Genomic DNA, 25,438 nt, shown 5'->3' with positions numbered 1-25,438 from the left:
TGCGGGTGGTCCTCCGGCTGCTCCTCGCCCAAGCGGCGGCCGAGGCCCCGGCCGCCAGGAGCCAGACGGCGGCGGCGGCGAGCCCGACCGCCGCTTGGGCGAGGAGCAGCCGGAGGACCACCCGCACCGCGGGCGCACGCGTGCGCCAATAGCCCTGGGGCTCGAAGCCGGCGTTCAGCGCTGGGGAGTCACGCACGGGCGCAGCCCTCGGACGCTCGAAAGGGGCGGAGTCTAGCCCTTCTCCCCCACCGGGTCAAATGCCGGGGCGGCCCGGGGGCCGCCTAGTTGATGCGGGAGAGGATGCCGTCGAGCTCATCGAGGCTGCTGTAGCGGATGACCAGCCGCCCGCCGCCCTTGCGCCGGCTGTGCTGGATATCGACGGGGGAGCCGAGGCGCTCGGCGAGGTGCTCCTGGAGCCGCTCGACGTCCGGGTCGGCGCCCCCCGGGCCGCCCTCCTGCGCCTCGCGGGCTTCCTCGCCCTCGCCCTGCGCCTGCTGGAGGCGGCGGACGAGCTGCTCGGTCTGGCGCACCGAGAGCTGCTCCCGGGCCACCCGGGCCGCCGCCTCGCTCTGGGCGCGGCCTTCGAGGCCGGCGAGGGCCTTGGCGTGGCCGGCCTCCAGGTGCCCCTCCCCGACGAGGCGCTGGACGTCCTCGTTGAGCTCGAGCAGGCGCAGCAGGTTGGTCACGCTGGTCCGCGAGCGCCCCACCGCCTCGGCCGTCGCCTGGTGCGAGAGCCCGAACTCGTGGATGAGCCGGCGCAGGGCCGTGGCCGCCTCGAGGGGGTTGAGGTCCTCGCGCTGGAGGTTCTCGATCAGGGCGATGGCGACGGCCGCCTCGTCGGGCATCTCCCGGACGATCGCCGGGACCCGCTCGATCTCGGCGAGCTGCGCCGCGCGCCAGCGCCGCTCGCCGGCGATGATCTGGTAGCGCCCCTCGCCGTCGGGCCGCACCACCAGGGGCTGGACCACCCCCTGGGCGCGGATCGAGTCCGCCAGCTCGCCGAGCGCCTGCTCGTCGAAGGTCCGCCGCGGCTGGTAGGGGCCGCGCTCGAGCAGGTCGACCGGCAGCTCGCAGAGGCTGCTACCGCCCTCCGGATCGCCGCTCGCGGCCGCCGCCTTGGGATCGTCGCCGAGCAGGGCGTCGAGCCCCCGCCCCAGTCCGCGTCTCTTCGCTGCCATGCTCTCGCCTTCGTGTCTGCGTCGGTCCGTGGTCTACGCCGTCGTGGCGCCGCTCGGCGCCTCGCCGCGGTGGCGGCGCTCCATCTCGTTGGCCAGCGCCCGGTACGCCAGGGCCCCCCGGGAGCTGCGGTCGTAGGCGACGGCGGGCAGGCCGTGGCTCGGCGCCTCGGCGAGGCGGACGTTGCGCGGGATCACGGTCCGGAAGACCTGCGCCCCGAAGTGCGCCTCGAGCTGCTCGCTCACCTGGTTCGCCAGATTATTGCGCACATCGAACATCGTGCGCAGGAGCCCGTCGATGACCAGCGCCCGGTTGGCGCTCGCCTGCACGCCGCGGACCGTATCGAGCAGCGCCGTCAGCCCCTCGAGGGCGAAGTACTCGCACTGGATCGGGATCAGCACGCCGTGGGCGGCGACGAGGGCGTTGACCGTCAGGATGTTCAGCGAGGGGGGGCAGTCGATCAGGATGTAGCCGTACTCCGCCGCGGCCGCCTCGAGCGTCCGGCGCAGCCGCTGCTGCCGGTCCCCGGCCTCGAGGAGCTCGACCTCCGCCGCCGTCAGGTCGCCGTTGGCCGGGACCATGTCGAAGCCCGCCTCCTCGAGGGGGTGGACGGCCTCGGCGAGCTCGACCGCCCCCGTCAGGGCCTCGTAGACCGTCGGGGCGGCCTCGCGCTTGTCGAGCCCGGCGCCGACGGTGGCGTTGCCCTGGGGGTCGAGGTCGATGAGCAGCACCGATCTGCCGCCCGCGGCGAGGCTGGCCGCGAGGTTGATGCAGCTGGTGGTCTTCCCCACCCCGCCCTTCTGGTTGGTCACAGCGATGATCCGAGCCATTGCCCTCTCCTGCGTCGGCCGGCGTAGCGCGACGCCCCGGCCCATTCCTAATCGCGACGATAACGTATCAGTATGGAGCGCCCGTCCCCCCCGGCACCGGGCAGCTCGTGGCGCTCGAGCGCCGCCGCCACCCCCTCGGGCAGCTCGGCGAGCTCCTCCGCCACCCGCTCGCCCTTGTGGGCCAGGAGCTCGCCGCCGGGGCGCAGCCGGGGCGCCGCCATCGGGATCAGGGTCGCGAGGGGGGCCACCGCGCGGGCGGTGACTACCTCGAAGCGGGCCTCGCCCCCCGCGCTGGCGTCCCCCTGCACCACCTCGACGCCCTCCAGCCCGAGCTCGAGCCGGCACTGGCGCAGGAACCGCACCTTCTTGCCGGAGCGATCGAGCAGGGTGACGGGCCGCCGGGGCTCGGCGATGGCCAGCGGCACGCCGGGCAGCCCCCCGCCGCTGCCCAGGTCGAGGAGCGCACCCGGGGGCAGGTAGGGGGCGATCGCCAGGCTGTCCAGCAGGTGGCGCTCGACCATCGCCGCCGGATCGCGCACCGCGGTGAGATTATACGCGCGGTTCCAGCGCTGGAGGAGGTCCAGGTAGGCGAGCAGGCGCTCGCGCTGCGCCTCCGCCAGCTCGAGGCCCAGCGCCCGGAGCCCGTCGGCGAGGCGCTCAGGCGGCGTCTTCATGGCCCTGGGCCCGGCGGAGCTTGCCGAGACGGCGCAGGTGGACGAGCAGCAGGGAGACGGCCACCGGCGTGATCCCGGGCAGGCGGGCGGCGTCGCCGACCGTCGCCGGCCGGGCCTGCTGCAGGCGCTCCCGGGCCTCGGTGGAGAGGCCCGGCACCGCGGCGAAGTCGCACGAGGCCGGGATGGGCACCCCGGCGTAGCGGGCGTGCCGGCGCTTCTCCGCCTCCTCGCGGTCGAGGTAGCCGTCGTAGCGCGCCTCGATCTCCAGCTGCGCCCCGACGCGCTCGCCGGCGCCGGCCTCGGCGAGGCCGCCGATGGCGAGGACGTCCGCATACCGCAGCTCCGGGCGCCGGAGCAGGTCGAAGAGGCTCTGGGGGCGGCGCAGCGGCCCCCCGAGCCGCCGCTCCTGCTCGGCGCCGAGCGCCTCCGGCTGGACGCGGGTGCCCTCGAGGCGGGCCCGCTCGGCCTCCAGGGCCTCCTGGTAGCGGGCGAAGCGCGCCCAGTGCGCCTCCCCGACCAGCCCGAGCTCGCGCCCCCTCGGCGTCAGCCGCTGATCGGCGTTATCGCAGCGCAGCCGCAGGCGGTGCTCGGCGCGGCTGGTGAACATCCGGTACGGCTCGGTCACGCCGGCGCTCACGAGGTCGTCGATGAGCACCCCGATGTACGCCTCGCTGCGGGTCGGGAACCACGGCTCACGGCCCTGGACCGCCCGGGCGGCGTTCAGGCCCGCGATCAGCCCCTGGGCGGCGGCCTCCTCGTAGCCCGTGGTGCCGTTGATCTGCCCGGCGAGGTAGAGCCCGCCCACGGCGAGGCTCTCGAGCCACGGCTGCAGCCCCCGCGGATCGGCGTAGTCGTACTCGATGGCGTAGCCCGCTCGCGTGATCCGCGCCGCCTCGAGCCCCGGCATCGACCGGACCATGGCCTCCTGGACCGGGTACGGCAGCCCCGTGGAGATCCCGTTGGGGTAGAGCTCCTCGGCGTCGACGCCCTCCGGCTCCAGGAAGACCTGGTGGTGGTCGCGGTCGGCGAAGCGGACGACCTTGTCCTCGATGGAGGGGCAGTAGCGCGGGCCGACGGCGTCGATGGCGCCGGTGTACATCGGCGACTGATCGAGCGCCCCACGGATGCGCTCGTGGGTCTCGGGCGTGGTCGCCGTCACGTAGCAGGGCCGGTCCGGGAGCCCCTCCCCCGCCTCGGCGAAGGGCGAGAAGCGCGGCCGCGGCGCCTCCCCCCACTGGATGTCGAGCCGCTGCAGGTCGACGCTGCGCCGGTCGATCCGCGGCGGGGTGCCGGTCTTCATCCGCCCGATGCCCAGGCCGAGGCTGCGCAGGTGCTCGGCGAGGCGCTCGGCCGCCGGATCGCCGGCCCGCCCCGCCGCGTACTGCTCCCCGCCGATATGGATCCGGCCGCCGAGGAAGGTCCCCGTGGCCAGCACCACCGCCGCGCCGGCCAGCGCCGCCCCGCTGCCGGTCCGCAGCCCGGTGCAGCGTCCCGCCTCGAGCACCAGGGCCTCGACCGCATCCTGGAGCAGGGTCAGCCGCGGCTGCTGCTCGAGGGCCTGCCGCACGGCGCGGGCGTAGGCGCCGCGGTCGGCCTGGATGCGGGTCGCCTGGACCGCCGGCCCCTTGCGGCGGTTCAGCACCCGGGCCTGGATCGCCGCGGCGTCGGCCGCCCGGCCGATCACCCCGCCGAGGGCGTCGATCTCGCGCACCAGGTGGCCCTTGCCGATCCCGCCGATGGCCGGGTTGCACGACAGGGCCCCCACGGCCTCGAGGCTGTGGGTCACGAGCGCCGTCTCGGATCGGCCCCCTCCCCCGGGGTGGTTCCACGTGGAACCGTAGCGCGGCTCCACGCTGTTCCACGTGGAACCGTGCGCCCGCCGCGCCCGCCGCTACTTGCCGATGCAGAAGGAGGAGAAGATGCGGTCGAGCAGGTCCTCCGAACTCACGGCCCCGGTGATCGCCCCGAGGCGCTGCTGCGCCCGGCGCAGGGCGTCGGCGACCAGGTCCTCGAGGGCCTCGCCGTCGCCGGCGAGCCGGCGGGCCTCGCCCAGCGCCTGCTCGGCGTCGGCGAGGGCCTCGAGGTGGCGCTCCCGGGCCGCCCAGGGCTCCTCGGCCCCCGCCGCCGCCTGCAGGCTCGCCTCGAGCCACTCCCGCACCGCCTCCAGGCCGGCGCCGGTGTGGGCGCTCACGGCGGCGGCGGTCACCGGCCGCCCGCCGAGCGGCTCCTCCCCGAGCCCCGGGGGGCGCCCGGAGCGGTCGATCTTGTTGCGGATCAGCAGGACCGGGCGCTCCGGGCGGCTCAGCGCCATCTCCTCGGCCTCGGGGCCGGGCGCCGCCCCCTCCTCGACCACGAGGAGGAGCGCGTCCGCCCCTTCCGCCGAGGCGCGCGCCCGGCGGGCGCCCTCGCGCTCGACCTCCTCCTGCTCCGCCGCCGGCCGCAGCCCGGCCGTATCGAGCAGCTCGAGCGCCTGGCCCGCGACCCGCGCCGTCTCCCGGATCACGTCCCGGGTCGTCCCCGGCGTCGCGGCGACGATCGCCGCCTCGCTCTCGGTCAGGGCGTTGAGCAGGCTCGACTTGCCGGCGTTCGGCGGCCCCACGAGGGCGACCCGCTGCCCCTGGGAGAGGCGCCAGCCGGCGCCGGCCCGCGCCCGGATCTCGCCGAGCTGCTCGCGGAGGCGGTCGAGGTCATCGGCGAGGGCGGCCTGCCCCGCCTCGGCGGGCTCCTCCTCGTCGGGGAAGTCGAGCCCGGCCTCGAGGCGCGCCCGCCGATCGGCCAGGGCCGCGCCGAGCTCGGCCACGCGCTGGCCGAAGGCGCCCTCCACGGAGCGCATCGCCGCCCGGCGGGCCGCCTCGCTATCGGCCTCGATCAGGGCGGCGACGCCCTCGGCCTGGCTCAGGTCCATGCGGCCGTTGAGGAAGGCCCGCTCGGTGAACTCCCCCGGCTGCGCCAGGCGCCCGCCGGCCCGGCGCAGGGCGTCGAGCAGGGAGCGGACGACGGCCGGGCCGCCGTGGCCCTGCAGCTCGACGACGTCCTCGCCGGTGTAGGAGGCCGGCGCGGGGAAGAGGAGCACGATCCCGCGGTCAAGCACCTCGCCGCCGGCGGGGTCGCGGAAGGCGCGCAGCTGGGCCTGGCGCGGCGGGGGGAGCGCCCCGGTCAGCCGCCCGGCGATGGCCCGGGCCTCGGGCCCGGAGAGGCGGATCACGGCGACCCCCCCGCGCCCCGGGGGTGTCGCCGCGGCGAAGATGCTGTCTACGCGGCCTTCTCCACGCTGCGCATGATGTGCCATTGCTGGGCGATCGACAGGAGGTTATTGGTCAGCCAGTAGAGTACCAGGCCGGCCGGGAAGAGCATGAAGAAGCCGGTGAAGACGAAGGGCAGCACCTGCATCACCCGCTTCTGGATCGGGTCCACCGGCGGCGGGTTCAGCCGCATCTGCAGCAGCATGGTGGCGCCCATGAGCAGCGGCAGGATGAAGTACGGGTCCCGGCTCGACAGGTCCTGGATCCAGAGCATGAACGGCGCGTGGCGGATCTCCACGCTCTCGAGCAGGACCCAGTAGAGGGCGATGAAGACCGGGATCTGGACCAGGATCGGCAGGCAGCCGCCGAGCGGGTTGATCTGCTCCTTCTTGTAGAGCTCCATGAGCGCCTGGTTCATCTGCTGCCGGTCGTCGGCGTAGCGCTCGCGGATCTCCTGCATCTTCGGCTGGACCTTGCGCATCTTCGCCATGGAGCGGTAGCTGATCGCCGAGAGCTTGTAGAAGGCGAGCTTGATCAGCAGGGTCAGCACGATGATCGCCGCGCCCCAGTTCTTGACCACGTCCTGGACCTTGTCGAGGGCCCAGAACAGCGGGTTGGCGAGGATGGTCAGGAAGCCGTAGTCGACGGTCAGGCGCAGGTCCTGGGCGTCGATGGCCGTGAGCCGGTCCTGCTCCTTCGGCCCCACGTAGAGGCGGTTCGTCACCTGCCCGCTCTCCCCCGCCGGCACCTCGAGCCAGGGCGAGGAGGCCCCGAGGACGTAGGTCTCGTTGGGGAGGCTGCGCGTGTAGAAGCGGTGGGCGACGTCACGCTCGGGGATGATGACGCCGATGAAGTAGTGCTGGAGGATGCCGCCCCAGCCGTTGGTGACGTCCTTGGAGAGGTTGCTCTCCGCCATCTCGTCGAAGGGGATGCGGCTGAACTGCTCCTCCGGCGTGTAGAGGGCGCCGCCGGTGAAGGTCCGGATGTACCAGGGGGTCATCCCCGCCGGGTCAGGCTGGCGGCGCAGCTGCAGGTACTGGAAGCCGCGCCACTGCTCCCCCGAGGCGTTGCGCACCTCGTGGCGCACGTCGACGAGGTAGCTGTCCCGGTGGAAGGTGTAGACCTTGCGGACCTCGATGCCGTCCTTGGACCAGACCAGCGGCACCTCGAGCTCCTCCTGGTCCGGGCCGAGCTCGTAGGACTCCGAGGCCACCTGGAAGCGCGCCTCCCGCCCGGGGGCCAGCTCGGCGCCGCTGAGCCCCGACTGCGCGATGTAGAACGGCTCGCCCGAGTCGCCCATCAGCCGGTAGGGCTCGGAGCCGCCGGCCTCCTTGAGGTGCTCGAGCAGCTCGACCCGCCGGATATCCCCGCCCCGGGCGCTGATCTCGACGCTCAGCAGGTCCGTCTCGACCTCCACGCGGGGGCCGCCGCCCCCCTGCGCCTGGGGCGCGGCCTGCCCCGAGCCTGCCGGCGCCGCCTGGCCTCCCGGCGCCCCCGTGCGCCCCGGGCTCGCGGGGGCCTCGGCGGCGGCCGCCGACTCCTCGGCGGCGACGGGCTCCTGCGCCGGCTCCATCTGCTCCCGCTCCCAGGAGAAGTAGAGCATAAGGCCGATACCGGCGAGGGCGATCAACAGGATGAGACGCTGGTTCTCCATGGGGGCTCTACCCTTGTGAACGATCTCGACGCCCCGGCACCGGGTCGATCCCGCCGGGATGCCAGGGGTGGCACTTGGCCACGCGGCGAGCGGCCAGGCCGATCCCGGCCAGCGGGCCGTGCTCGGCGACCGCCTGCGCCGCGTAGTCGGAGCAGGTCGGCAGGAACCGGCAGCGCGGTCCCAGGAGGGGGCTGACCGTGTACTGATACCCCCGAATCAGGGCGATCAAGAGGTGTCGAGCGAGGCGCATCGCAGCCGCTCCCAAAGCTCGTGCAGCGCGGCGAAGAGGGCGGGGTTGCCCGTCCAGGCGGCGTCCCGCTTGACACCGACCACGATGTCGACGCTCGGCAGCGTGGCCGCCTCGACCCGGAACCCCTCGCGGATCAGCCGCTTGGCGCGGCTCCGGTCGACCGCCCGGCGGACGGCGCGCTTCGGGGCCGCGATGCCGAGCCGCGGCCGTCCTAGCTCATTGCTGCGCACCGCGACGCGGAGGCAGCGGTTCGAGGCGCGCCACTGCGGCGCCCGGAGCACCCGCTCGTACTCCCTGCGGCGGAGCAGCCGGGCGCTCGGCGGAAAGGACTGGTCCGCCGCCACTGCGGCGAGCGCTAGGGGAGTCAGGCCCGGGGGCAGAGGCGCTTGCGGCCCTTGGCCCGGCGCCGCTTGAGGACCTGCCGGCCGCCGCGGGTCGCCATCCGTGCCCGAAAGCCGTGGGTGCGATTGCGCTTGACGTTGCTCGGTTGGTAAGTCCGCTTCATGGCTATAACTCGTCACCGGTCAGGAGGGTAAGGCCGTCTTCCGGCCAGTGAGCCGCGAATCTACTTGCGCATCGAGGGGCTGTCAATCGCCTGTGGATAACTCCCCGACCCGTCATTAGACTGACTCCCCCCGGGCTCCCCGACCCTTCTTCTCAGCAGTGCCGTGAGGTGATCCCCCTTATGGAGGCCCCCTTGTGGAGCGTCTGCCTACGCCAGTTCGAGCGCGAGCTCTCGGAGCAGCAGCTCAACACCTGGCTACGCCCCCTCCAGGCGGAGCACGCCGACGGCGTCCTGCGCCTGTTCGCTCCCAACCGCTTCGTCCTCGACTGGGTCCGGGACAACTTCGCGGAGCGCATCCAGGAGCTGCTCGAGGAGTCGGCCGCCGAGGCGCCGCCGCGGCTCGAGTTCGAGGTGGGCTCCTCGGCGGCCTCCGACCTCGAGACCGCCCCCGCCGGCGCCGCGGAGGAGCGCAAGGCGCACCGGCCGCCGATCACCGAGACGAACCTCAACCCCAACTTCACCTTCACGAGCTTCGTCGAGGGCAAGTCGAACCAGCTCGCCCGGGCGGCGAGCATGCAGGTCGCGGAGAACCCCGGCGGCTCCTATAACCCCCTCTTCCTCTACGGCGGCGTCGGCCTCGGGAAGACGCACCTCATGCACGCCGTCGGCAACGAGATCCGCAACCTCGACGCGGACGCCCGGGTGGTCTACCTGCACTCGGAGCGCTTCGTCGCCGAGATGGTCCGGGCCCTGCAGCACAACACCATCAACGACTTCAAGCGCCACTACCGCAACCTCGACGCCCTGCTCATCGACGATATCCAGTTCTTCGCCGGCAAGGAGCGCTCCCAGGAGGAGTTCTTCCACACCTTCAACGCCCTGCTCGAGGGCGAGCAGCAGGTGATCATGACCTGCGACCGCTACCCCAAGGAGGTCAGCGGCCTCGAGGAGCGGCTCAAGTCGCGCTTCGGCTGGGGGCTGACGGTGGCCATCGAGCCCCCCGAGCTCGAGACCCGGGTCGCCATCCTCAAGAGCAAGGCGGTCCGCGACGGCATCGACCTCCCCGATGAGGTCGCCTTCTTCGTCGCCAAGCGGCTGCGCTCCAACGTCCGCGAGCTCGAGGGCGCCCTGCGGCGGATCACGGCGAACGCGCAGTTCACGGGGCGGAGCGTCGACGTCGGCTTCGCCAAGGAGGCGCTGAGCGACCTCCTCGCCCTGCAGGACAAGCTAGTCACCATCGACAACATCCAGAAGACCGTCGCCGCCTACTACAAGATCCGGGTCGGCGACCTCCTCTCCAAGCGCCGCAGCCGCGCCGTGACCCGGCCGCGCCACATGGCGATGGTCCTCGCCAAGGAGCTGACCTCGCACTCGCTGCCGGAGATCGGCGACGCCTTCGGCGGCCGGGACCACTCCACCGTCCTCCACGCCTGCCGCAAGATCCGGGAGCTGATGGACAGCGACAGCCGCATCGCCGAGGACTACGAGAACCTGCTGAGGACCCTGAGCAGCTGAGGCGGCGGGCGCCTGTGGAAAACCCTGTGGAAAACCCTGTGGAGAGATGTTAGCAAGCTGGGGAGAAGAGCGCGGCGTAAATCCGCCCACATCTTATCCAGGCGTTTTCCACAAGATATCCACCTCTATTTTTACCTTTTAATCAGCATCTTAAGTCCATTTTGCACAGCTTTAGCGGGCCTTAGTAACAACAGTCTCTAAAGACTGTCCCATGATGATAACCGTGCTAGGGGAGACCAATGCGCTTCGAGATCCAACGCGAGACCCTCACCGCAGCGCTCCAGGCCATCGCCGGTGTCGTCGAGCGGCGCCAGACCTTGGCCGTGCTCGGCAATATCCGGGTCGAGGCGAGCGGCGACGACACCATCCGGCTGACCGCCACCGACCTCGAGGTCGAGCTGATCACCTGGGCGGCCTGCAGCGTCACCGCCTCGGGGGCGATCACCCTCCCCGCCCGGAAGTGGCTCGATATCTGCCGTAACCTCCCGGAGGGGGCCACCATCGAGCTCGCCGTCGAGGGGGACCGGGCCACCCTCCGGGCCGGCAAGAGCCGCTTCTCCCTCGCGACCCTGCCGGCCGAGGAGTTCCCCGAGATCGACTCCATCGGCGATGCCGAGGGCCTCGAGCTCCCCCGCGTCGAGCTGCGCCGGCTCATCGAGCGCACCCACTTCTCCATGGCGCAGCACGACGTGCGCTACTACCTCAACGGCCTGCTCATGGAGGTCAATAGCCGCGGGGCCCGCGCAGTGGCCACCGACGGCCACCGCCTCGCCCTCGCCGAGACCCAGGTCCCCATCGAGCTCCACGAGCCGCGCCAGGTCATCGTCCCCCGCAAGGGGGTCCACGAGATCCTCCGCCTCCTCGACGAGGAGGAGGAGCCGGCCACGGTCCGCTTCGGGGAGAACCACATCCAGGTCCAGGCCCAGGGGGTCCAGCTGACCTCGAAGCTCATCGACGGCCAGTTCCCCGACTACCAGCGCGTCCTGCCCAGCGGCGGGGAGCAGAACCTCTACGTCGAGCGCCAGGCCCTGCGCCAGACCCTGACCCGGGTGGCGATCCTCTCCAACGAGAAGTACCGCGGGGTGCGCCTGACCGTGGAGGCGGGCCGGCTCCGGGTCGCCTCCCACAACCCGGAGCAGGAGGAGGCCGAGGAGGAGCTCGACGTCGAGTTCGACGGCCAGCCCGTGGAGCTCGGCTTCAACGCCAACTACCTCCTCGACGCCCTCGGCGCCATGGGGACCGAGCGGGTCCACATCACCCTGACGGACGCCAGCAGCAGCGCGCTGCTGCGGCCCGAGGGCAACGATCAGGTCCGCTACGTGATCATGCCGATGCGCCTCTAGGCCCGCCATGGAGAGCCTGGCGCTCGAGGGCTTCCGCAACCTCCGCGATGCCCGCTACGAGCTCGACCCGCACGTCACGGTCGTCCTCGGCGGCAACGGGGCCGGGAAGACGAGCCTCCTCGAGGCCCTCTACTTCCTCAGCCGGGCCCGCTCCTTCCGGACCCACCGCCTCGACCGCATGGTCCGCTGGGGGGCGTCCACCGCCCGCGTCGTCGGCCGGCACCGCGGGGAGCGCATCGGCGCCGAGCGCCGGGCCGGGGCCACCCGGCTGCGGCTCAACGGCGCCGACGCCCCCGCCCGCTCCGCCATCGCCGAGCGCCTGCCCGTGCAGGTGGTCAACGCCGAGCACCAGCGCCTGCTCCTCGACGGCCCCCGGGTCCGGCGGCAGTTCCTGGACTGGGGGACGTTCCACGTGGAACCCCGGTACCGGCAGGCCGCGGCGCGCTACGACCACGCCCTGCGCCAGCGCAACGCCGCGCTGCGCACCGGTGATCGCCGCGCCGAGGCGGCGTGGCGCCCCCTCCTCGCCGCCTACGCCGAGGAGGTCGACCGCCACCGCGCCGACTTCGTGGCGCGGCTCGAGCCGCTCTGGCGGGAGCTGAGCCAGCGCTGGAGCGGGGTCAGCGAGCTCTCCCTGGCGTACCACCGCGGCGGGGGTCGGGAGCGGCCCTGGCGCGATCTCCTCGACGAGGCGTGGGAGCGGGACCGGGAGCACGGCGTGACCGGCCAGGGGCCCCACCGCGCCGACCTGCACTTCAGCGTCGCCCGGGTGCCGGCCCGGGACGCCCTCTCGCGCGGGCAGCAGAAGCTCGTCGTCCTGGCGCTGCTGATCGCCGAGGTCCGCCTGTGGCGGGCGCTGGGCCACACGCCGCTGCTGCTGATCGACGACCTGGCCGCCGAGCTCGATCCTCGCCACCTGGCGGGCGTGCTCGAGACCGTGACGGCGGATCCGGTCCAGCTCGTGCTGACGAGCATCTCCCGGGCGTCCCTGCCCGAGGCCCTGGCCGGCGGCCGCTGGTACTGCGCCCAAGATGGCGCCCTCGCCCCGATGGTATAATGGCGCTTTAGTGTCCACAGGATTACGCGCCAGTGCGCGACCCGTCGGAGAGGGCTATCGATCGATGACCACGGAGATGACGCCGCAGTACGATTCCGAGAGCATCCAGGTGCTGCGCGGCCTCGACGCCGTGCGCAAGCGCCCCGGGATGTATATCGGGGACACCGACGACGGCACCGGCCTCCACCACATGGTCTTCGAGGTCCTCGACAACGCCATCGACGAGGCCCTCGCCGGCTACTGCAGCGAGATCGCGGTCACCCTGCACGCGGACCAGTCGGTCACGGTGACGGATAACGGCCGCGGCGTGCCCGTCGATCTGCACGCCGAGGAGGGGGTCCCCGCCGCCCAGGTCATCATGACCGTCCTCCACGCCGGCGGGAAGTTCGACCACAACTCCTACAAGGTCTCCGGCGGGCTCCACGGCGTCGGCGTCTCGGTGGTCAACGCCCTCTCCGAGCGGCTGCGGCTCGTCATCGAGCGCAACGGCAAGGTCCACGTCCAGGAGTACCGCGACGGCGACCCCGTGACCCCCCTGAAGACGGTCGGCGAGACCCAGGGCAGCGGCACCCGGATCACCTTCAAGCCCTCCGAGGCGGTCTTCAGCGACACGCAGCTCAACTACGACATCCTCGCCAAGCGCTTCCGCGAGCTCTCCTTCCTCAATCCGGGGGTGCGGATCGCCCTCAAGGACGAGCGCACCGAGAAGGAGGATACCTTCGAGTACGCCGGCGGGATCCGCGCCTTCGTCGAGCACCTCAACCGCAACAAGACGCCGCTGCACCCGAGTGTTTTCTACATCAGCGCCTGGCGGGAGGGGATCGGCGTCGAGATCGCCATGCAGTGGAACGACTCCTACCAGGAGAATATCTTCTGCTTCACCAACAACATCCCGCAGCGCGACGGCGGCACCCACCTCGCCGGCTTCCGCGGGGCGCTCACCCGGACCCTGAACCACTACCTCGACGCCGAGGGCTACCTCAAGCGCCTCAAGTCGACGCCGAGCGGCGAGGACGTGCGCGAGGGCCTGACCGCGGTGATCTCCGTCAAGGCGCCGGACCCGAAGTTCTCCTCGCAGACCAAGGACAAGCTCGTCTCCTCCGAGGTCAAGGGCGCCGTCGAGTCGCTGCTCGCCGAGTCGCTGCAGACCTTCCTCGCCGAGCACCCTGGCGAGGCGCGGGCCATCGCCGAGCGCGTCCTCGAGGCGTGCCGCGCCCGGGAGGCGGCGCGCAAGGCGCGGGAGATGACCCGGCGCAAGGACGCCCTCGACGTCGCCGGGCTGCCGGGCAAGCTCGCCGACTGCCAGGAGCGGGACCCCTCCCGCTCCGAGCTCTACCTCGTCGAGGGCGACTCCGCCGGCGGCTCGGCCAAGCAGGGCCGCGACCGGCGGACCCAGGCGATCCTGCCGCTCAAGGGCAAGATCCTCAACGTCGAGAAGGCCCGCTTCGACAAGATGCTCTCCTCGGTGGAGGTCGGCACCCTGATCACCGCCCTCGGCTGCGGCATCGGCCGGGACGACTTCGACCCCGAGAAGGTCCGCTACCACCGCATCATCATCATGACCGACGCCGACGTCGACGGCTCGCACATCCGCACCCTGCTGCTGACCTTCTTCTACCGGCAGATGCGCGAGCTCGTCGAGCGCGGCTACGTCTACATCGCCCAGCCGCCGCTCTACAAGATCCGCCGCGGCAAGCAGGAGCACTACGTCAAGGACGAGCGCGAGCTCACCGAGTACCTGCTCGAGATGGCCCTCGACGGCGCCGTGCTCGAGCCGGGCGGCGGGGCGCCGCCGGTCAGCGGCGAGGCCCTCGGCCGCCTCGCGCGGCGCTACTTCGAGGCCATGGAGCTCATCGACAACGTATCGCGGCGCTGGGACCCGCGCATCCTCGAGCAGATGACCGCCCTGGCGCCGCTCGGCGAGGACGACATCACCGACGCCGAGCGCATGTCCGCCTGGCTCGGCGAGCTCGTCGAGCGGCTCAACGCGGGCGCGGAGGCCGGGACCCACTACCGGCTCGAGCTCCAGCGCGGCCCCGACGGCGGCTTCCAGGAGGGGGTCATCACCCGCCGCCTGCACGGCATCCACCACCCCTACCGGTTCAACCCGCAGTTCTTCCTCTCCGCCGAGTACGAGACCCTCAAGGGCCTGGCGCAGCTGCTCGAGGGGCTCTTCCAGGGGGGCGGCGAGATCCGCCGCGGTGAGCGGCGCCAGCCGGTGGGCAGCCTCCGGGAGGCGGTCGACTGGCTCATGGAGGAGGCCAAGCGCGGGCAGTCGATCCAGCGCTACAAGGGCCTCGGCGAGATGAACCCGGACCAGCTCTGGGAGACGACGATGAACCCGGAGACGCGCCGGCTCCTGCGGGTGACCATCGACGACGCCGTCGCCGCCGACGAGATCTTCACCACCCTGATGGGCGACCACGTCGAGCCGCGCCGGGAGTTCATCGAGCGCAACGCCCTGGCCGTCGCCAACCTCGACGTCTAGCTAGCCCGGGGAAGGCGGCGCATTCGGGCCGGGCGCCAGGGGGAGTGGCTAGGAGCCGGCGCGCTGGGGCAGCTCGGCCATGCGCGCCTCGATCCACGCTTCCACCTCGGCGGTCACCTCCGCCGGGCTGCGCCCCTCGGTGGGGATCGGCGGGCCGATGCGCACCTCCAGGGTGCCCGAGCGCCGGAGCAGGCCGTCCCGCGGCCAGAGGGCCCCGGCGTTGTGGGCCACCGGCACCACGGGGCGGCCGGCGCGCTGGGCCACCTCGGCGCCGCTGGAGCGGTAGCGGCCCTTCTGGCCCGGCGGCATCCGCGTCCCCTCGGGGAAGACGACCACCCAGCGCCCGCGCTGGAGCCGATCCACGCCCTGGCGCAGGACCTCCTGGCGCGCGGCGGCCGCGCTCTGGCGGTCGATGGCGATGGGCTCGAGCAGGCGCAGCCCCCAGCCGAAGAAGGGGATCCGGAGCAGGGAGCGCTTGAGGACCCACGTCTGCGGCCGGAACCAGCGCGCCAGGGCGAGGGTCTCCCAGACCGACTGGTGCTTGGCCATCACCACGGCCGGCTGGGCGGGGATGTTCTCGAGGCCCTCGATCCGGTAGCGCACGCCGCAGAGGAGCTCGAAGGAGCGGATCACCAGGTGCGCCCAGCCGATGGTGACCCGGTAGCGCACCGGGTAGCTCAGGGGCCAGGTCGTCAGGCTGGCTAGCGCCCATAAGGGGGCGCTGACGACGATGACGAGCCAGTGCAGCAGGCTGCCGATCCACTCCCGTGCCGTGTAGCCGCGGCTCAATGGTGCTCCTCCTCTTGCAGGGCTCGCGCTGCCTGCGCGAGATCCGGATAGACTTCCTCGATACGCCCCTCGCCGGCCGCGAGGGTCTGCTCGCCCTTGCCGGTGCGCACCAGGATCGGCCGGGCGCCGACGGCGCGCGCGGCCTCGAGATCGCGCTGCGAGTCGCCGATCACCGGCACGCCCTGGAGCCCGGCGCCGAGGCGCGCGGCGAGCTGGCGGTAGAGCCCCGGCCGGGGCTTGCGGCAGGGGCACCCCGCGTCGGGGCCGTGGGGGCAGTAGGCGATGGCCTCGATCCGGCCCCCGGCCGCCGCCACGGCGGCCTGCAGGCGGGCGTGGATCCGCTCGAGGGTGGGCTCGTCGAGCAGCCCGCGGGCGATCCCCGACTGGTTCGTCGCCACGGTGACGCGCCAGCCCTCGCGGGTGAGCGCCGCGATGGCCTCGAGGCTGCCGGGGATGGGGTGCCACTGCTCCGGGGCGCGGATGAAGGCCTCGGAGTCGTGGTTGACCACCCCGTCCCGGTCGAGGATCACCCAGTGCACGCCCGCCCCCTCAGCCCGGCAGGTAGGCGAGGTCGACGACGCTGCTGAAGGCGTCGCGCACGGCGCCGAGCAGCTGCAGGCGCCGGCGGTGGAGCGCCGGGTCGTCGACCATGACCCGCACCTCGTCGAAGAAGCGGTCCACCGCCGTGTGCAGCTCCGCGAGGTGGCCGAGGGCCGCGGCGTAGTCGCCGGCCTCGATCAGCGGCTGCGCCTGCCCCCACTGCCGGCGCAGGGCCTCGGCGAGGGCCTGCTCGGCCGGCTCCGGGCCGCTCTCCACCGCCTCCGGCGCCACCGGCGCCACGGCCTCGGCGCGGCGCAGGATGTTGCGGATGCGCTTGTGGGCGCCGGCGAGGGTCTGCGCCTCCGGGCGCTGCCAGAAGGCGGCGCACGCCTGCATCCGCCGCTGCGCGTCGAGCGGCGAGCTCGGCGAGGCGGCCGCCACCGCCTCGAAGAGCTCCGGGGCGTAGCCGCTGTCGAGGTAGTACCCCCGCAGCCGCTCGTGGCAGAAGCCCAGCACCTGCTCCTGCGCCCCCTGCGGGTCGACCCCCTCGCCCTCCGGCAGTTGCGCCGCGGCGAGCTGCGCGAGGGCGCGCAGGTCGATGGCGTGGCCGGCCTCGATCAGGCAGCGCAGCAGCCCGATGGCCGCCCGGCGCAGCCCGAAGGGGTCCTTCTCGGCCGAGGGCGGGCCGTCGGCGGCGAAGATGCCGACGAGCATGTCGATCCGGTCGGCGATCGCCACGACCTGCCCCACGGCGGTGCCGGGCAGCTCGTCGCCGGCGAAAGCCGGCCGGTAGTGCTCGCGGATGGCGGCGGCGACGGCCTCGCCCTCGCCGTCCTGGGCGGCGTAGTGCCCCCCCATGATCCCCTGCAGCTCGGGGAACTCGTCGACCATCTCGGTGACCAGGTCGCACTTGGCCAGCAGCCCGGCGCGCCGGGCGGCCGTCTCATCGACGCCGAGCCGCCGGGCGAGCTCGCCGGCGAGGGCGCTGAGGCGCTCGCTGCGCGCGCGCAGGCTGCCGAGGCGGCGGTGGAAGACCACCTCCTCGAGGGCCTCGAGCCGCGCCGCCAGGGAGCGGCGCCGGTCCTGCTGCCAGAAGAACTCGGCGTCGGCCAGCCGCGGGCGGATGACCCGCTCGTTGCCGCGGCGCACCTCCTCCGGCCGGCGGCTCTCGATGTTGGCCACGGCGATGAACCGGGGCTCGAGCGCCCCCGCCTCGCCGCGCACGGGGAAGCAGCGCTGGTGCCCCTGCATGCTCGCGATCAGCGCCTCCTCGGGGATCTCGAGGAAGCGCCGGTCGAAGCTCCCCGAGATGGCCACGGGCCACTCCACCAGCCCCGTGACCTCGTCGAGCAGGGCGTCGTCGGCGACCGCCGTGCCGCCGGCGGCCGCCGCCTCGCGGTGGATCCCCGCCTCGACCCGCCGGCGGCGCTCGTCGAAGTCGGCCACCACGCAGCCGGCGTCGTGCAGGCGCCCCTCGTAGTCGTAGGGGCCGCCCAGCTCGATGCCCGCCCCGGCGTCGCCGTGGAAGCGGTGGCCGTAGGTGGTCCGCCCGCAGGGGATCCCGAGGATCTCGCCGGGGACGACGGCATCGCCGAGCAGCGCCACCACCCAGTGGACGGGGCGGACGAAGACGACCTCGCCGCTGCCCCAGCGCATGCGCTTGGGGATGGGGAGGCGCTCGAGGGCGGCCTCGACGAGCCCGGGCAGCAGCCCGGTCGCCGCCTCGCCCGGCTGCACCCCGCGCCAGGCGAGGCGCTGTCCCTTGTCGGTCTCCGCCACCTCGAGGGCCTCAAGGCCGACGCCGCACGAGCGGGCGAAGCCCTCGGCGGCCTTGGTGGGGGCGCCGGCCGCGTCGTAGGCGGCCTCCACCTTGGGCCCGAGCCGCTCGATGGGCTCGTCGGCCTGGCGCACGGCGAGCGCGTCGACGCGCACGGCCAGCCGCCGCGGCGTGGCGAAGGCCCGGGCCTCGCCGGGCTCGAGGCGGGCCTGCGCGAGCTCCTCGACGAGCTCGCGGTGCAGTGCGTCCATCAGCCGGCGCAGGGCGCGGGGCGGGAGCTCCTCGGTGCCGATCTCGATGAGCAGCGGCCGGCGCTCAGCCATGGGTCTCCTCCTTGGCGCTGGGCAGCATCGGGAAGCCGAGCGCCTCGCGGGCGGCGTAGTAGGCCTGGGCCACGGCGCGGGCGAGGTCGCGCACCCGCAGGATGTAGCCCTGGCGCTCGGTCACGGAGATCGCCCCGCGGGCGTCGAGCAGGTTGAAGGTGTGCGAGGCCTTGAGGACCTGCTCGTAGGCCGGCAGGGGCAGGCCGATCTCGACGAGGCGCTGGCACTCGCGCTCGTGGGTCTGGAAGGCCTCGCGCAGCCACGCCACCGGCGCCTGCTCGAAGTTGTACGCCGACTGCTCGCGCTCGTTCTGCAGGTAGACGTCGCCGTAGGTCACCGGGCCGGCCTCGGTGCGGGTCCAGACGAGGTCGAAGACGCTCTCGACGTCCTGCAGGTACATGGCGATGCGCTCGAGCCCGTAGGTGATCTCCCCCATCACCGGCCGGCAGTCGAGGCCGCCGACCTGCTGGAAGTAGGTGAACTGGGAGATCTCCATGCCGTTGAGCCACACCTCCCAGCCCAGGCCCCAGGCGCCGAGGGTGGGGGACTCCCAGTCGTCCTCGACGAAGCGGATATCGTGGACGAGCGGGTCGATGCCGAGCCGCTGCAGCGAGCCGAGGTAGCGCTCCTGGAAGTCGTCGGGCGAGGGCTTGAGCACCACCTGGTACTGGTAGTAGTGCTGCAGCCGGTTGGGGTTCTCGCCGTAGCGCCCGTCGGTCGGCCGGCGGGAGGGCTGCACGTAGGCGGCGTACCACGGCTCCGGGCCGATGGCGCGGAGGAAGGTGGCGGGGTGGAAGGTGCCCGCCCCCACCTCCATGTCCAGCGGCTGCTGGACGACGCAGCCCTGCTCGGCCCAGTAGGCCTGTAGGCTGAGGATGAGCCCCTGGAAATCCTGCGGTCGGTCGGACAAGCTTGCCTCCATCGAGCCCGGCGCTTCTGCACGGTAGCCGCGCAGTATAGCGGGCTGCCGGGGGCGGTTGCACGGGCCCGGCCGGCCAGTTTGGTAGAATCAGGACGGTCCATCCGAAGAGGCGAGGCGCGATGACCGAGCAACCCAAGGCCGTTGCCCTGATCTCCGGGGGCCTCGACTCCATGCTCGCCGCCCGCGTGGTGCAGGAGCAGGGGGTCCACGTCGAGGGGATCAACTTCTTCACCGGCTTCTGCGTCGAGGGGCACACCCACGCCATCCGCGCCGACAAGAGGGCGGAGGAGCGCCAGGGGAGCGGCAACAACGCCCTCTGGGTGGCCGAGCGGCTCGGCATCCCCCTGCACATCGAGGACGTCGTCGAGGAGTACAAGGAGGTCCTGACCAACCCCCGCCACGGCTACGGCGCCAACCTCAATCCCTGCCTCGACTGCAAGGTCTTCATGGTGCGCAAGGCGCGGGAGTGGATGGAGGCCCACGGCTTCGACTTCATCGTCACCGGCGAGGTCGTCGGCCAGCGCCCCAAGTCGCAGCGGGCCAAGTACCTGCCCGTGGTCTCCGCGGAGTCCGAGGCCGAGGACCGCCTCCTGCGGCCGCTGTCGGCGCGCCGGCTCGAGCCGACCCTGCCCGAGCGCATGGGCTGGGTGGACCGCGAGCGCCTCCACGGCTTCCACGGCCGCTCGCGCAAGCCGCAGATGGCCCTGGCCGAGCGCCTCGGCATCGAGACGTGGGCGCAGCCGGCCGGCGGGTGCTGCTTCCTCACCGACGCGAGCTACTCCGCCAAGCTCGCCGACCTGTGGCGGGCCCGCGGCGCCAAGAACTACGACCTCGACGACATCATGCTCCTCAAGGTCGGCCGCCACCTGCGCCCGCGCCCGCACCTGAAGCTGATCATCGCCCGCGAGGAGGGCGAGACCCGCTTCCTCGAGGGCTACCGGCGCCGCTACCCGCACCTGCGCACGGTCAGCTGCGGCGGCCCCATCGCCCTGCTCGACGGCACCCTCGAGGAGGGCGACCTGGCGCTCGCCGCCCGCCTGGTGGCGCGCTTCTCCGCGGGGCGCAACGCCGAGTCCGTGGAGCTCGAGGCCGCCGAGCCCGACGGCGCCCCGCAGCGGCTGAGCGTCACTCCCCTCGCCCCCCAGGCGGTCCCCGCCGAGTGGTACATCGGCTAGCGCCATGGCCCGCACGAGCCTCGACTGCCGCAACCTCCTCTGCCCCATGCCGGTGATCCGCGTCCAGGCGGCCGTGGCGAAGCTCGCCGCCGGCGACGAGCTGGCGGTCTACGCCACGGACCCCGGCGCCCTCCAGGACATCCCCGCCTGGTGCCGCGTCCACGGCCACGCCGTGCTGAGCAGCGAGGAGCGCGACGGCGAGGTCTACCTCCTGGTGCGCGTGGGCGGGGGGGCGTCCGCCTAGGCCAGGGTGCCGCTCCGGCGGGGAGGAGATGCGCCGGCGCCGGAAATGCCCCACAATAAGGCCCGCCTATGGGGCGCTGCACCACGATGGGGCGCCCGAGAAACTTCCAACGCGGAGGCTGACACCCTATGGCGACGACTGCAGAGGACGTACTCCAGCTGATCCAGGACGAGGACGTGAAGTTCGTGGACCTGCGCTTCACGGACACCCGCGGCAAGGAGATGCACGTCACCGTGCCGGCGGGCCAGATCGACGAGGACCTGTTCGAGCACGGCAAGATGTTCGACGGCTCCTCGATCGACGGCTGGAAGGGGATCCAGGAGTCGGACATGATTATGCTCCCGGAGCCGCAGACCGCGGTCCTGGACCCCTTCGCCGACACGCCGACCCTCAACCTCACCTGCGACATCCTCGAGCCGAGCACGCTGCAGGGCTACGACCGCGACCCGCGCTCGGTGGCCAAGCGCGCCGAGGCGTACCTTGCCTCCACGGGCGTCGGCGACAGCGCTCTGTTCGGCCCCGAGCCGGAGTTCTTCATCTTCGACGACGTGCGCTGGGGGGCGGATATCCACGGCGCCTTCTACCAGGTCGACTCCGAGGAGGCGACCTGGAACTCCGAGCGCGTCTACAAAGACGGCAATATCGGCCACCGCCCCGGCGTCAAGGGCGGCTACTTCCCCGTCCCGCCGGTGGACTCGCTGAGCAACCTGCGCGGCGCGATGTGCCAGGCGATGGAGGAGATGGGCCTGGAGACCGAGGTCCACCACCACGAGGTAGCCACCGCCGGGCAGGGCGAGATCGGCACGGCGGCGCGCACGCTGGTGCGCAAGGCCGACGAGCTGCAGACCCTCAAGTACTGCGTGCACAACGTCGCCCACGCCTACGGCAAGACGGCCACCTTCATGCCCAAGCCGCTGGTCGGCGACAACGGCAGCGGCATGCACGTCCACCAGTCGGTCTCCAAGGGCGGCAAGAACATCTTCGCCGGCGACCAGTACGGCGGGCTCTCGGAGGAGGCGCTCTACTACATCGGCGGGGTGATCCACCACGCCCGGGCGATCAACGCCTTCGCCAACGCCTCGACGAACAGCTACAAGCGCCTGGTGCCGGGCTTCGAGGCGCCGGTGCTGCTCGCCTACTCGGCGCGCAACCGCTCGGCGGCGGTGCGGGTGCCGTACGTGGCCAACCCCAAGGCGCGGCGCATCGAGGTGCGCTTCCCGGACCCGACGGGCAACCCCTACCTGGCCTTCGCGGCGATGCTCATGGCCGGGCTCGACGGGATCCGCAACAAGATCCACCCCGGCGAGGCGATGGACAAGAACCTCTACGACCTGCCGCCGGAGGAGGAGCAGGACATCCCGAAGGTGGCCTTCCAGCTCGACGCGGCGCTCGAGGCGCTCGACAACGACCGGGAGTTCCTCAAGCAGGGCGGGGTCTTCTCGGACGATCTCATCGACGCCTACATCGAGCTCAAGACGGAGGAGGTCACGCGGCTGCGCATGACCACCCACCCGGTGGAGTTCGACCTCTACTACAGCGTCTAGGCCCTCCCCATGCCGGCGCCTGGCGGCGCCGGCGGGGGTGCGCGAGGGGTGGCGGCCTGCGGGCTGTCACCCCTTTTTGTTGGACGGCGAAGGCGTGGCGGGCACGTCGGGGGAGGCGCGGCGCTCGATCCGCAGGCGGTGGAGGCCGCGCCAGCGCCGGGTGACGGTGCGGGCGGCGAGCAGCCCGAGCCCCAGCCCCCCGGCGGCGGCGCCGGCGGTGGCGGGCGTCGAGGCGGCGAGGGCAGCGTCGGCCGCCACCACCCCCCCGATGAGCCCCGCCAGGGGCAGGAGGTACGCCGTCGCGGCGGCGCCGAGCAGCGCGCCGGGGCCGATGCCGACGAGCACGGCCTCGCCGGGGCGGGCGCCGACGGCGTTGTCCACCCACACGCCCTGCCGTCCGCGGCCGCGGTCGAGCAGCTGCGCGCCGCAGGCGCCCTGGGCCTTGCAGGCGCCGCAGAAGCTCGGCCGGTCGGCGACCACGCGGGCCCGGTCGCCGGCGACCTCGGCCACCACCGCTTCGCGCTCCAGGCACTCCTCGCTCACTCGGGCTCCTCCCGGTCGTTGCGGGGGACGGTCTCCGGATCGGCGGTGATCGGGCGGTAGAGCTCCACGCGCTCGCCGCCCTCCAGGGGGCGCTCGGGCGAGACCGGCTTGCCGAAGACACCGAGCTGGCACGCCTGCGGATCCGCCCGCGGGAAGCACCGCTGCACACCGGAGCGCTCGGCGGCCTCCCGGGCCGTCGTCCCGGCGGGCAGATCGAGCGTCCGCCAGAAGTGCGCGCCGTCCTCGACGTAGGCCACGGAGACCCGGATCCCCTCTTCCGCGCTCACGGCTGGCCTCCCAGGCGCTGCTCGAGGACCCGCTTGCCGGCCATCAGGAACCCCAGGGCGAGGAAGCCCCCGGGCGGCAGGAGCATCAGCAGGAAGACCGGCTCGGCCTCGATCAGCGTCACCTCGAGGAAGCCGAAGGCCTCGCCGAGCAGCAGCGAGGCGTCCTTGAACAGGGTACCGGAGCCGAGGAGCTCGCGCACCCCGCCGAGGACGACCAGCACCAGGGTGAAGCCCAGGCCCATCATGAGGCCGTCGAAGGCCGCCTCGCCGGGCGGCCGCTGCGCGGCGAAGGCCTCGGCGCGGCCGAGGATGGCGCAGTTGGTGACGATCAGCGGGATGAACAGCCCCAGCGACTGGTAGAGGTCGTTGAGGTAGGCCTGCATGAACAGGTCCACCAGGGTCACGAGGGTCGCGATCAGGAGGATGAAGACCGGGATCCGTACCGGGGCCGTGATCAGCCCCCGCAGCGCCGCGACGAGCGTCCCCGAGCCGACCATGACCGCGATGGTGGCCAGCCCCAGGCCGAGGCCGTTGGTGGCGGTGGCGGTCACCGCCAGCAGCGGGCACAGCGCCAGGAGCTGGGTGAGGACGACGTTGTTCGCCCACAGCCCGTCGCGGGCGATGCGCCGCCAGCGCCCGGGCGGGGCCGGGGGGGCGGTCGCGCTTGCGCTTGCGCCTTCAGCCATCGGGGCTACCTCCCTCCTTGCCGTGGGGGTCGATGCGGACCTGCAGCGGCGCCTCGCGCTCGGCGGTGGCCGGGTCGAGGAGCGTCGCCCGCTGGCGCTCGAAGAGCCGCAGGGCCTCGTGGACGGCGTTGACCACGGCGCGCGGGGTGATGGTGGCGCCGGTGAACTGGTCGAAGTCCCCACCGTCCTTGCGCACCGCCCACTCCGAAGGGGCGGTGTTTGCCAGCGAGCGGCCGGCGAAGGCCTCGATCCAGTCCGTGCGCCGGGCCTCGATCTTGTCCCCGAGCCCCGGCGTCTCCTGGTGGTCGGTCACGCGGGAGGCGATGATCGTCCCGCTGCGGTCGATACCCACGAGGACGCGGATCGGCCCGCCGTAGCCGGCGCCGATGCGCTCCACGGCGACGGCGGCGACACGGCCGTCGCGGACCAGCTGCCAGGCGCGGGTGCGCCGCTCGCCGTCCGCCAGGGCGACGGCGTGCTCGAGCGGTGCCGCCTCGACGCGCTCGATGGGCAGCACCTGGACGAGCTTCTCGCCGAGGCGGCGCTGCTGCGCCGCCTCGATGGGCTCGCGGGTCTGCAGGTCGGCGATGACCAGGGCGGCGCTGCATAGCAGCGCCACTGCGCCGAGCAGGGTGACGTGGTAGGCCGTGCGCTGCTGGTAGCTCGGCCGCTGGGGTGTGGTCATGGCTGCTCCTCCCGGGTCGCCAGGGGGCGGCCGCGGCGGCTGCGGCCGTAGATGCGGGGCCGGACCCAGTGGTCGATCAGGGGCGTGCAGGCGTTCATCAGCAGCACGGCGAAGGCGACCGCCTCCGGGTAGCCGCCGTAGGTGCGCACCAGCCAGATGAGCCCGGCGCAGCCGGCGCCGAAGAGCAGCCGCCCTGGGCGCGTCGCCGGCGAGGTGGTCGGGTCGGTGACGATGAAGAAGGCCGTCAGCAGGGTCGCGCCGGAGAGCAGGTGGACGCCGGCGCCGGCGTAGCGCGCCGGCTCGAGGGCGTGGAAGCCGGCGGCCAGGGCCGCCAGGGTCAGCAGCAGGGCCAGGGGGGCGTCCCAGTCGACGACCCGCCGGCCGATGAGGTAGAGGCCGCCGAGCAGGAGCAGCAGGGCCGAGCCCTCGGCGAGGCTCCCGGCGCCGTGGCCGATGAGGGCCGCCGCGGGGTCGAAGTGCTCGGCGAGGGCGCCGCCCAGGGATCCCCCTTCCTGGACGGCGGTGCGCGCGGCGTCCAGCGTCGTGGCGCTGGTCACCGCGTCCCAGTCCGCGCGGCCGAGGAAGGTGATCGCCAGCGCCTCGCCGAGGCCTGGGGCGGCCTCGCTGCCCAGCGGCGCCGGCGCCACCCAGCGGGTCATCGGCGCCGGGAAGGCGACGAGGAGCACCACCCGGGCGGCCATGGCCGGGTTGAAGAGGTTCTGCCCGGTGCCGCCGAAGGCCCCCTTGGCCACCACCGCCGCGAAGAGCCCGCCGACGACAGCGAGCCACCACGGCGCCCACGGCGGCAGGCTCATGGCCAGGATCCAGCCGGCGACCAGCGCCGAGCCGTCGCGCAGCCCGGCGCCCACCGGCCGGCCCATCAGCCGCAGGCACAGCGCCTCGCCGGCGACGGCGGCGAGCAGGGTCAGCAGGAGCAGGAGCAGCGCCGGGTAGCCGTAGAGCCAGACGCCGAAGGCGGTGGCCGGTAGCGCGGCGAGCAGCACCTGGCCCATGAGCCCGCCGATGGTCGCGGGCGTGCGGGTGTGAGGGCCGGCGACGGGCTGGCTCATGGGGACTCCTCCTCTGTCTCCGTGGCGGGCGGGTGCGCCGGGCCGTCCGCCGTGCCCTGGCCCTGCCCCTGGCCGCCGCGGCGGCGCTGGCGGCGGGCGGCGGCCTTGGCGCGCTTGGC

25 protein-coding genes and 1 pseudogene are annotated in these 25,438 nt (G+C 73.2%); 7 read left to right on the top strand and 19 right to left on the bottom strand.

The window, feature by feature from the left end:
• From CKO13_RS12505 to rpmH, 10 genes and pseudogenes are all read right to left on the bottom strand, one after another.
• A pseudogene (locus CKO13_RS12505) lies at positions 1 to 196 on the bottom strand (hypothetical protein); the annotation flags it as partial.
• Positions 197 to 281: 85 nt separating this feature from the next.
• Positions 282 to 1,178, bottom strand: a complete 897-nt coding sequence (locus tag CKO13_RS02915; protein ID WP_200256614.1) for a ParB/RepB/Spo0J family partition protein — start codon at positions 1,176 to 1,178, stop codon at positions 282 to 284.
• Positions 1,179 to 1,211: 33 nt separating this feature from the next.
• Positions 1,212 to 2,006, bottom strand: a complete 795-nt coding sequence (locus CKO13_RS02910) for a ParA family protein (protein ID WP_200256612.1) — start codon at positions 2,004 to 2,006, stop codon at positions 1,212 to 1,214.
• A 47-nt stretch (positions 2,007 to 2,053) separates the two neighbouring features.
• Positions 2,054 to 2,680, bottom strand: coding sequence for a 16S rRNA (guanine(527)-N(7))-methyltransferase RsmG (gene rsmG / locus CKO13_RS02905; protein WP_200256610.1), 627 nt, complete (start codon positions 2,678 to 2,680; stop codon positions 2,054 to 2,056).
• Entirely contained in the window at positions 2,664 to 4,466 is a 1,803-nt protein-coding gene (gene mnmG, locus CKO13_RS02900) for a tRNA uridine-5-carboxymethylaminomethyl(34) synthesis enzyme MnmG (protein ID WP_338034565.1), read from the bottom strand. Before mnmG ends, rsmG begins: the two co-directional genes overlap by 17 nt.
• A gap of 105 nt (positions 4,467 to 4,571) precedes the next feature.
• Positions 4,572 to 5,969, bottom strand: coding sequence for a tRNA uridine-5-carboxymethylaminomethyl(34) synthesis GTPase MnmE (mnmE, locus tag CKO13_RS02895; RefSeq protein ID WP_200256608.1), 1,398 nt, complete (start codon positions 5,967 to 5,969; stop codon positions 4,572 to 4,574).
• A complete protein-coding gene (gene yidC, locus CKO13_RS02890) occupies positions 5,933 to 7,576 on the bottom strand; it encodes a membrane protein insertase YidC (RefSeq protein WP_200256607.1) in 1,644 nt (547 codons plus the stop codon). The genes mnmE and yidC overlap by 37 nt, the downstream gene beginning before the upstream one ends.
• Positions 7,577 to 7,583: 7 nt before the next feature.
• Positions 7,584 to 7,805: a membrane protein insertion efficiency factor YidD gene (yidD, locus tag CKO13_RS02885; RefSeq protein WP_476702772.1), complete on the bottom strand. Its 222-nt coding sequence runs from the start codon at positions 7,803 to 7,805 to the stop codon at positions 7,584 to 7,586.
• Positions 7,802 to 8,170 carry a ribonuclease P protein component gene (rnpA, locus tag CKO13_RS02880; protein WP_200256604.1) on the bottom strand — a complete coding sequence of 123 codons (369 nt, stop codon included), beginning with the start codon at positions 8,168 to 8,170 and terminating at the stop codon, positions 7,802 to 7,804. The genes yidD and rnpA overlap by 4 nt, the downstream gene beginning before the upstream one ends.
• 20 nt (positions 8,171 to 8,190) lie before the next feature.
• Entirely contained in the window at positions 8,191 to 8,331 is a 141-nt protein-coding gene (rpmH, locus tag CKO13_RS02875; protein ID WP_200256602.1) for a 50S ribosomal protein L34, read from the bottom strand.
• Positions 8,332 to 8,511: 180 nt separating this feature from the next.
• On the opposite strand from rpmH, the gene dnaA reads away from it, so the two are divergent.
• From dnaA to gyrB, 4 genes are all read left to right on the top strand, one after another.
• A complete protein-coding gene (gene dnaA / locus CKO13_RS02870; protein ID WP_200256600.1) occupies positions 8,512 to 9,846 on the top strand; it encodes a chromosomal replication initiator protein DnaA in 1,335 nt (444 codons plus the stop codon).
• Between the two features lie 239 nt (positions 9,847 to 10,085).
• Complete coding sequence (dnaN, locus tag CKO13_RS02865; RefSeq protein ID WP_200256598.1) at positions 10,086 to 11,189, top strand: DNA polymerase III subunit beta; 1,104 nt, start codon at positions 10,086 to 10,088, stop codon at positions 11,187 to 11,189.
• Positions 11,190 to 11,196: 7 nt separating this feature from the next.
• Positions 11,197 to 12,246 carry a DNA replication/repair protein RecF gene (gene recF / locus CKO13_RS02860; RefSeq protein ID WP_200256596.1) on the top strand — a complete coding sequence of 350 codons (1,050 nt, stop codon included), beginning with the start codon at positions 11,197 to 11,199 and terminating at the stop codon, positions 12,244 to 12,246.
• A gap of 64 nt (positions 12,247 to 12,310) precedes the next feature.
• On the top strand, positions 12,311 to 14,734 hold the full coding sequence (gene gyrB, locus CKO13_RS02855; protein WP_200256594.1) for a DNA topoisomerase (ATP-hydrolyzing) subunit B: 2,424 nt from the start codon (positions 12,311 to 12,313) through the stop codon (positions 14,732 to 14,734).
• 48 nt (positions 14,735 to 14,782) lie between these two features.
• On the opposite strand, the gene CKO13_RS02850 is transcribed toward gyrB, so the two are convergent.
• The 4 genes from CKO13_RS02850 to glyQ are packed head-to-tail and all read right to left on the bottom strand — an operon-like array spanning position 14,783 to position 19,073.
• The gene (locus CKO13_RS02850; RefSeq protein WP_200256592.1) at positions 14,783 to 15,523 is read right to left on the bottom strand and encodes a lysophospholipid acyltransferase family protein; all 741 of its coding nucleotides are present in this window, start codon (positions 15,521 to 15,523) and stop codon (positions 14,783 to 14,785) included.
• On the bottom strand, positions 15,520 to 16,062 hold the full coding sequence (gmhB, locus tag CKO13_RS02845) for a D-glycero-beta-D-manno-heptose 1,7-bisphosphate 7-phosphatase (protein ID WP_200256590.1): 543 nt from the start codon (positions 16,060 to 16,062) through the stop codon (positions 15,520 to 15,522). The genes CKO13_RS02850 and gmhB overlap by 4 nt, the downstream gene beginning before the upstream one ends.
• A 10-nt stretch (positions 16,063 to 16,072) precedes the next feature.
• The gene (gene glyS, locus CKO13_RS02840; protein WP_200256588.1) at positions 16,073 to 18,163 is read right to left on the bottom strand and encodes a glycine--tRNA ligase subunit beta; all 2,091 of its coding nucleotides are present in this window, start codon (positions 18,161 to 18,163) and stop codon (positions 16,073 to 16,075) included.
• Entirely contained in the window at positions 18,156 to 19,073 is a 918-nt protein-coding gene (gene glyQ / locus CKO13_RS02835) for a glycine--tRNA ligase subunit alpha (RefSeq protein WP_420827052.1), read from the bottom strand. The genes glyS and glyQ overlap by 8 nt, the downstream gene beginning before the upstream one ends.
• Positions 19,074 to 19,204: 131 nt before the next feature.
• On the opposite strand from glyQ, the gene CKO13_RS02830 reads away from it, so the two are divergent.
• The 3 genes from CKO13_RS02830 to glnA all read left to right on the top strand — a co-directional run bounded on the left by CKO13_RS02830 (position 19,205) and on the right by glnA (position 22,048).
• Positions 19,205 to 20,260: a tRNA (5-methylaminomethyl-2-thiouridylate)-methyltransferase gene (locus tag CKO13_RS02830; protein ID WP_200256584.1), complete on the top strand. Its 1,056-nt coding sequence runs from the start codon at positions 19,205 to 19,207 to the stop codon at positions 20,258 to 20,260.
• 4 nt (positions 20,261 to 20,264) lie between these two features.
• Positions 20,265 to 20,504, top strand: coding sequence for a sulfurtransferase TusA family protein (locus tag CKO13_RS02825; protein ID WP_200256582.1), 240 nt, complete (start codon positions 20,265 to 20,267; stop codon positions 20,502 to 20,504).
• A gap of 128 nt (positions 20,505 to 20,632) precedes the next feature.
• Positions 20,633 to 22,048 carry a glutamate--ammonia ligase gene (glnA, locus tag CKO13_RS02820; protein WP_200256581.1) on the top strand — a complete coding sequence of 472 codons (1,416 nt, stop codon included), beginning with the start codon at positions 20,633 to 20,635 and terminating at the stop codon, positions 22,046 to 22,048.
• 66 nt (positions 22,049 to 22,114) lie between these two features.
• Here the strand turns inward: glnA and CKO13_RS02815 are convergent, their stop codons facing one another.
• The 5 genes from CKO13_RS02815 to CKO13_RS02795 are packed head-to-tail and all read right to left on the bottom strand — an operon-like array spanning position 22,115 to position 25,319.
• Entirely contained in the window at positions 22,115 to 22,591 is a 477-nt protein-coding gene (locus CKO13_RS02815; protein WP_200256580.1) for a SoxR reducing system RseC family protein, read from the bottom strand.
• Positions 22,588 to 22,878 carry an RnfH family protein gene (locus tag CKO13_RS02810; RefSeq protein ID WP_338034564.1) on the bottom strand — a complete coding sequence of 97 codons (291 nt, stop codon included), beginning with the start codon at positions 22,876 to 22,878 and terminating at the stop codon, positions 22,588 to 22,590. Before CKO13_RS02810 ends, CKO13_RS02815 begins: the two co-directional genes overlap by 4 nt.
• Complete coding sequence (locus CKO13_RS02805) at positions 22,875 to 23,564, bottom strand: electron transport complex subunit E (RefSeq protein ID WP_200256579.1); 690 nt, start codon at positions 23,562 to 23,564, stop codon at positions 22,875 to 22,877. The genes CKO13_RS02810 and CKO13_RS02805 overlap by 4 nt, the downstream gene beginning before the upstream one ends.
• Positions 23,557 to 24,249: an electron transport complex subunit RsxG gene (gene rsxG / locus CKO13_RS02800; RefSeq protein ID WP_200256578.1), complete on the bottom strand. Its 693-nt coding sequence runs from the start codon at positions 24,247 to 24,249 to the stop codon at positions 23,557 to 23,559. Before rsxG ends, CKO13_RS02805 begins: the two co-directional genes overlap by 8 nt.
• The gene (locus tag CKO13_RS02795) at positions 24,246 to 25,319 is read right to left on the bottom strand and encodes an RnfABCDGE type electron transport complex subunit D (protein ID WP_200256577.1); all 1,074 of its coding nucleotides are present in this window, start codon (positions 25,317 to 25,319) and stop codon (positions 24,246 to 24,248) included. The genes rsxG and CKO13_RS02795 overlap by 4 nt, the downstream gene beginning before the upstream one ends.
• Between the last annotated feature and the right edge of the window lie 119 nt (positions 25,320 to 25,438).

This window comes from Halorhodospira neutriphila, assembly GCF_016584055.1.
GTDB lineage: Bacteria > Pseudomonadota > Gammaproteobacteria > Nitrococcales > Halorhodospiraceae > Halorhodospira > Halorhodospira neutriphila.
This window is presented reverse-complemented; position numbering and strand designations above follow the sequence as displayed.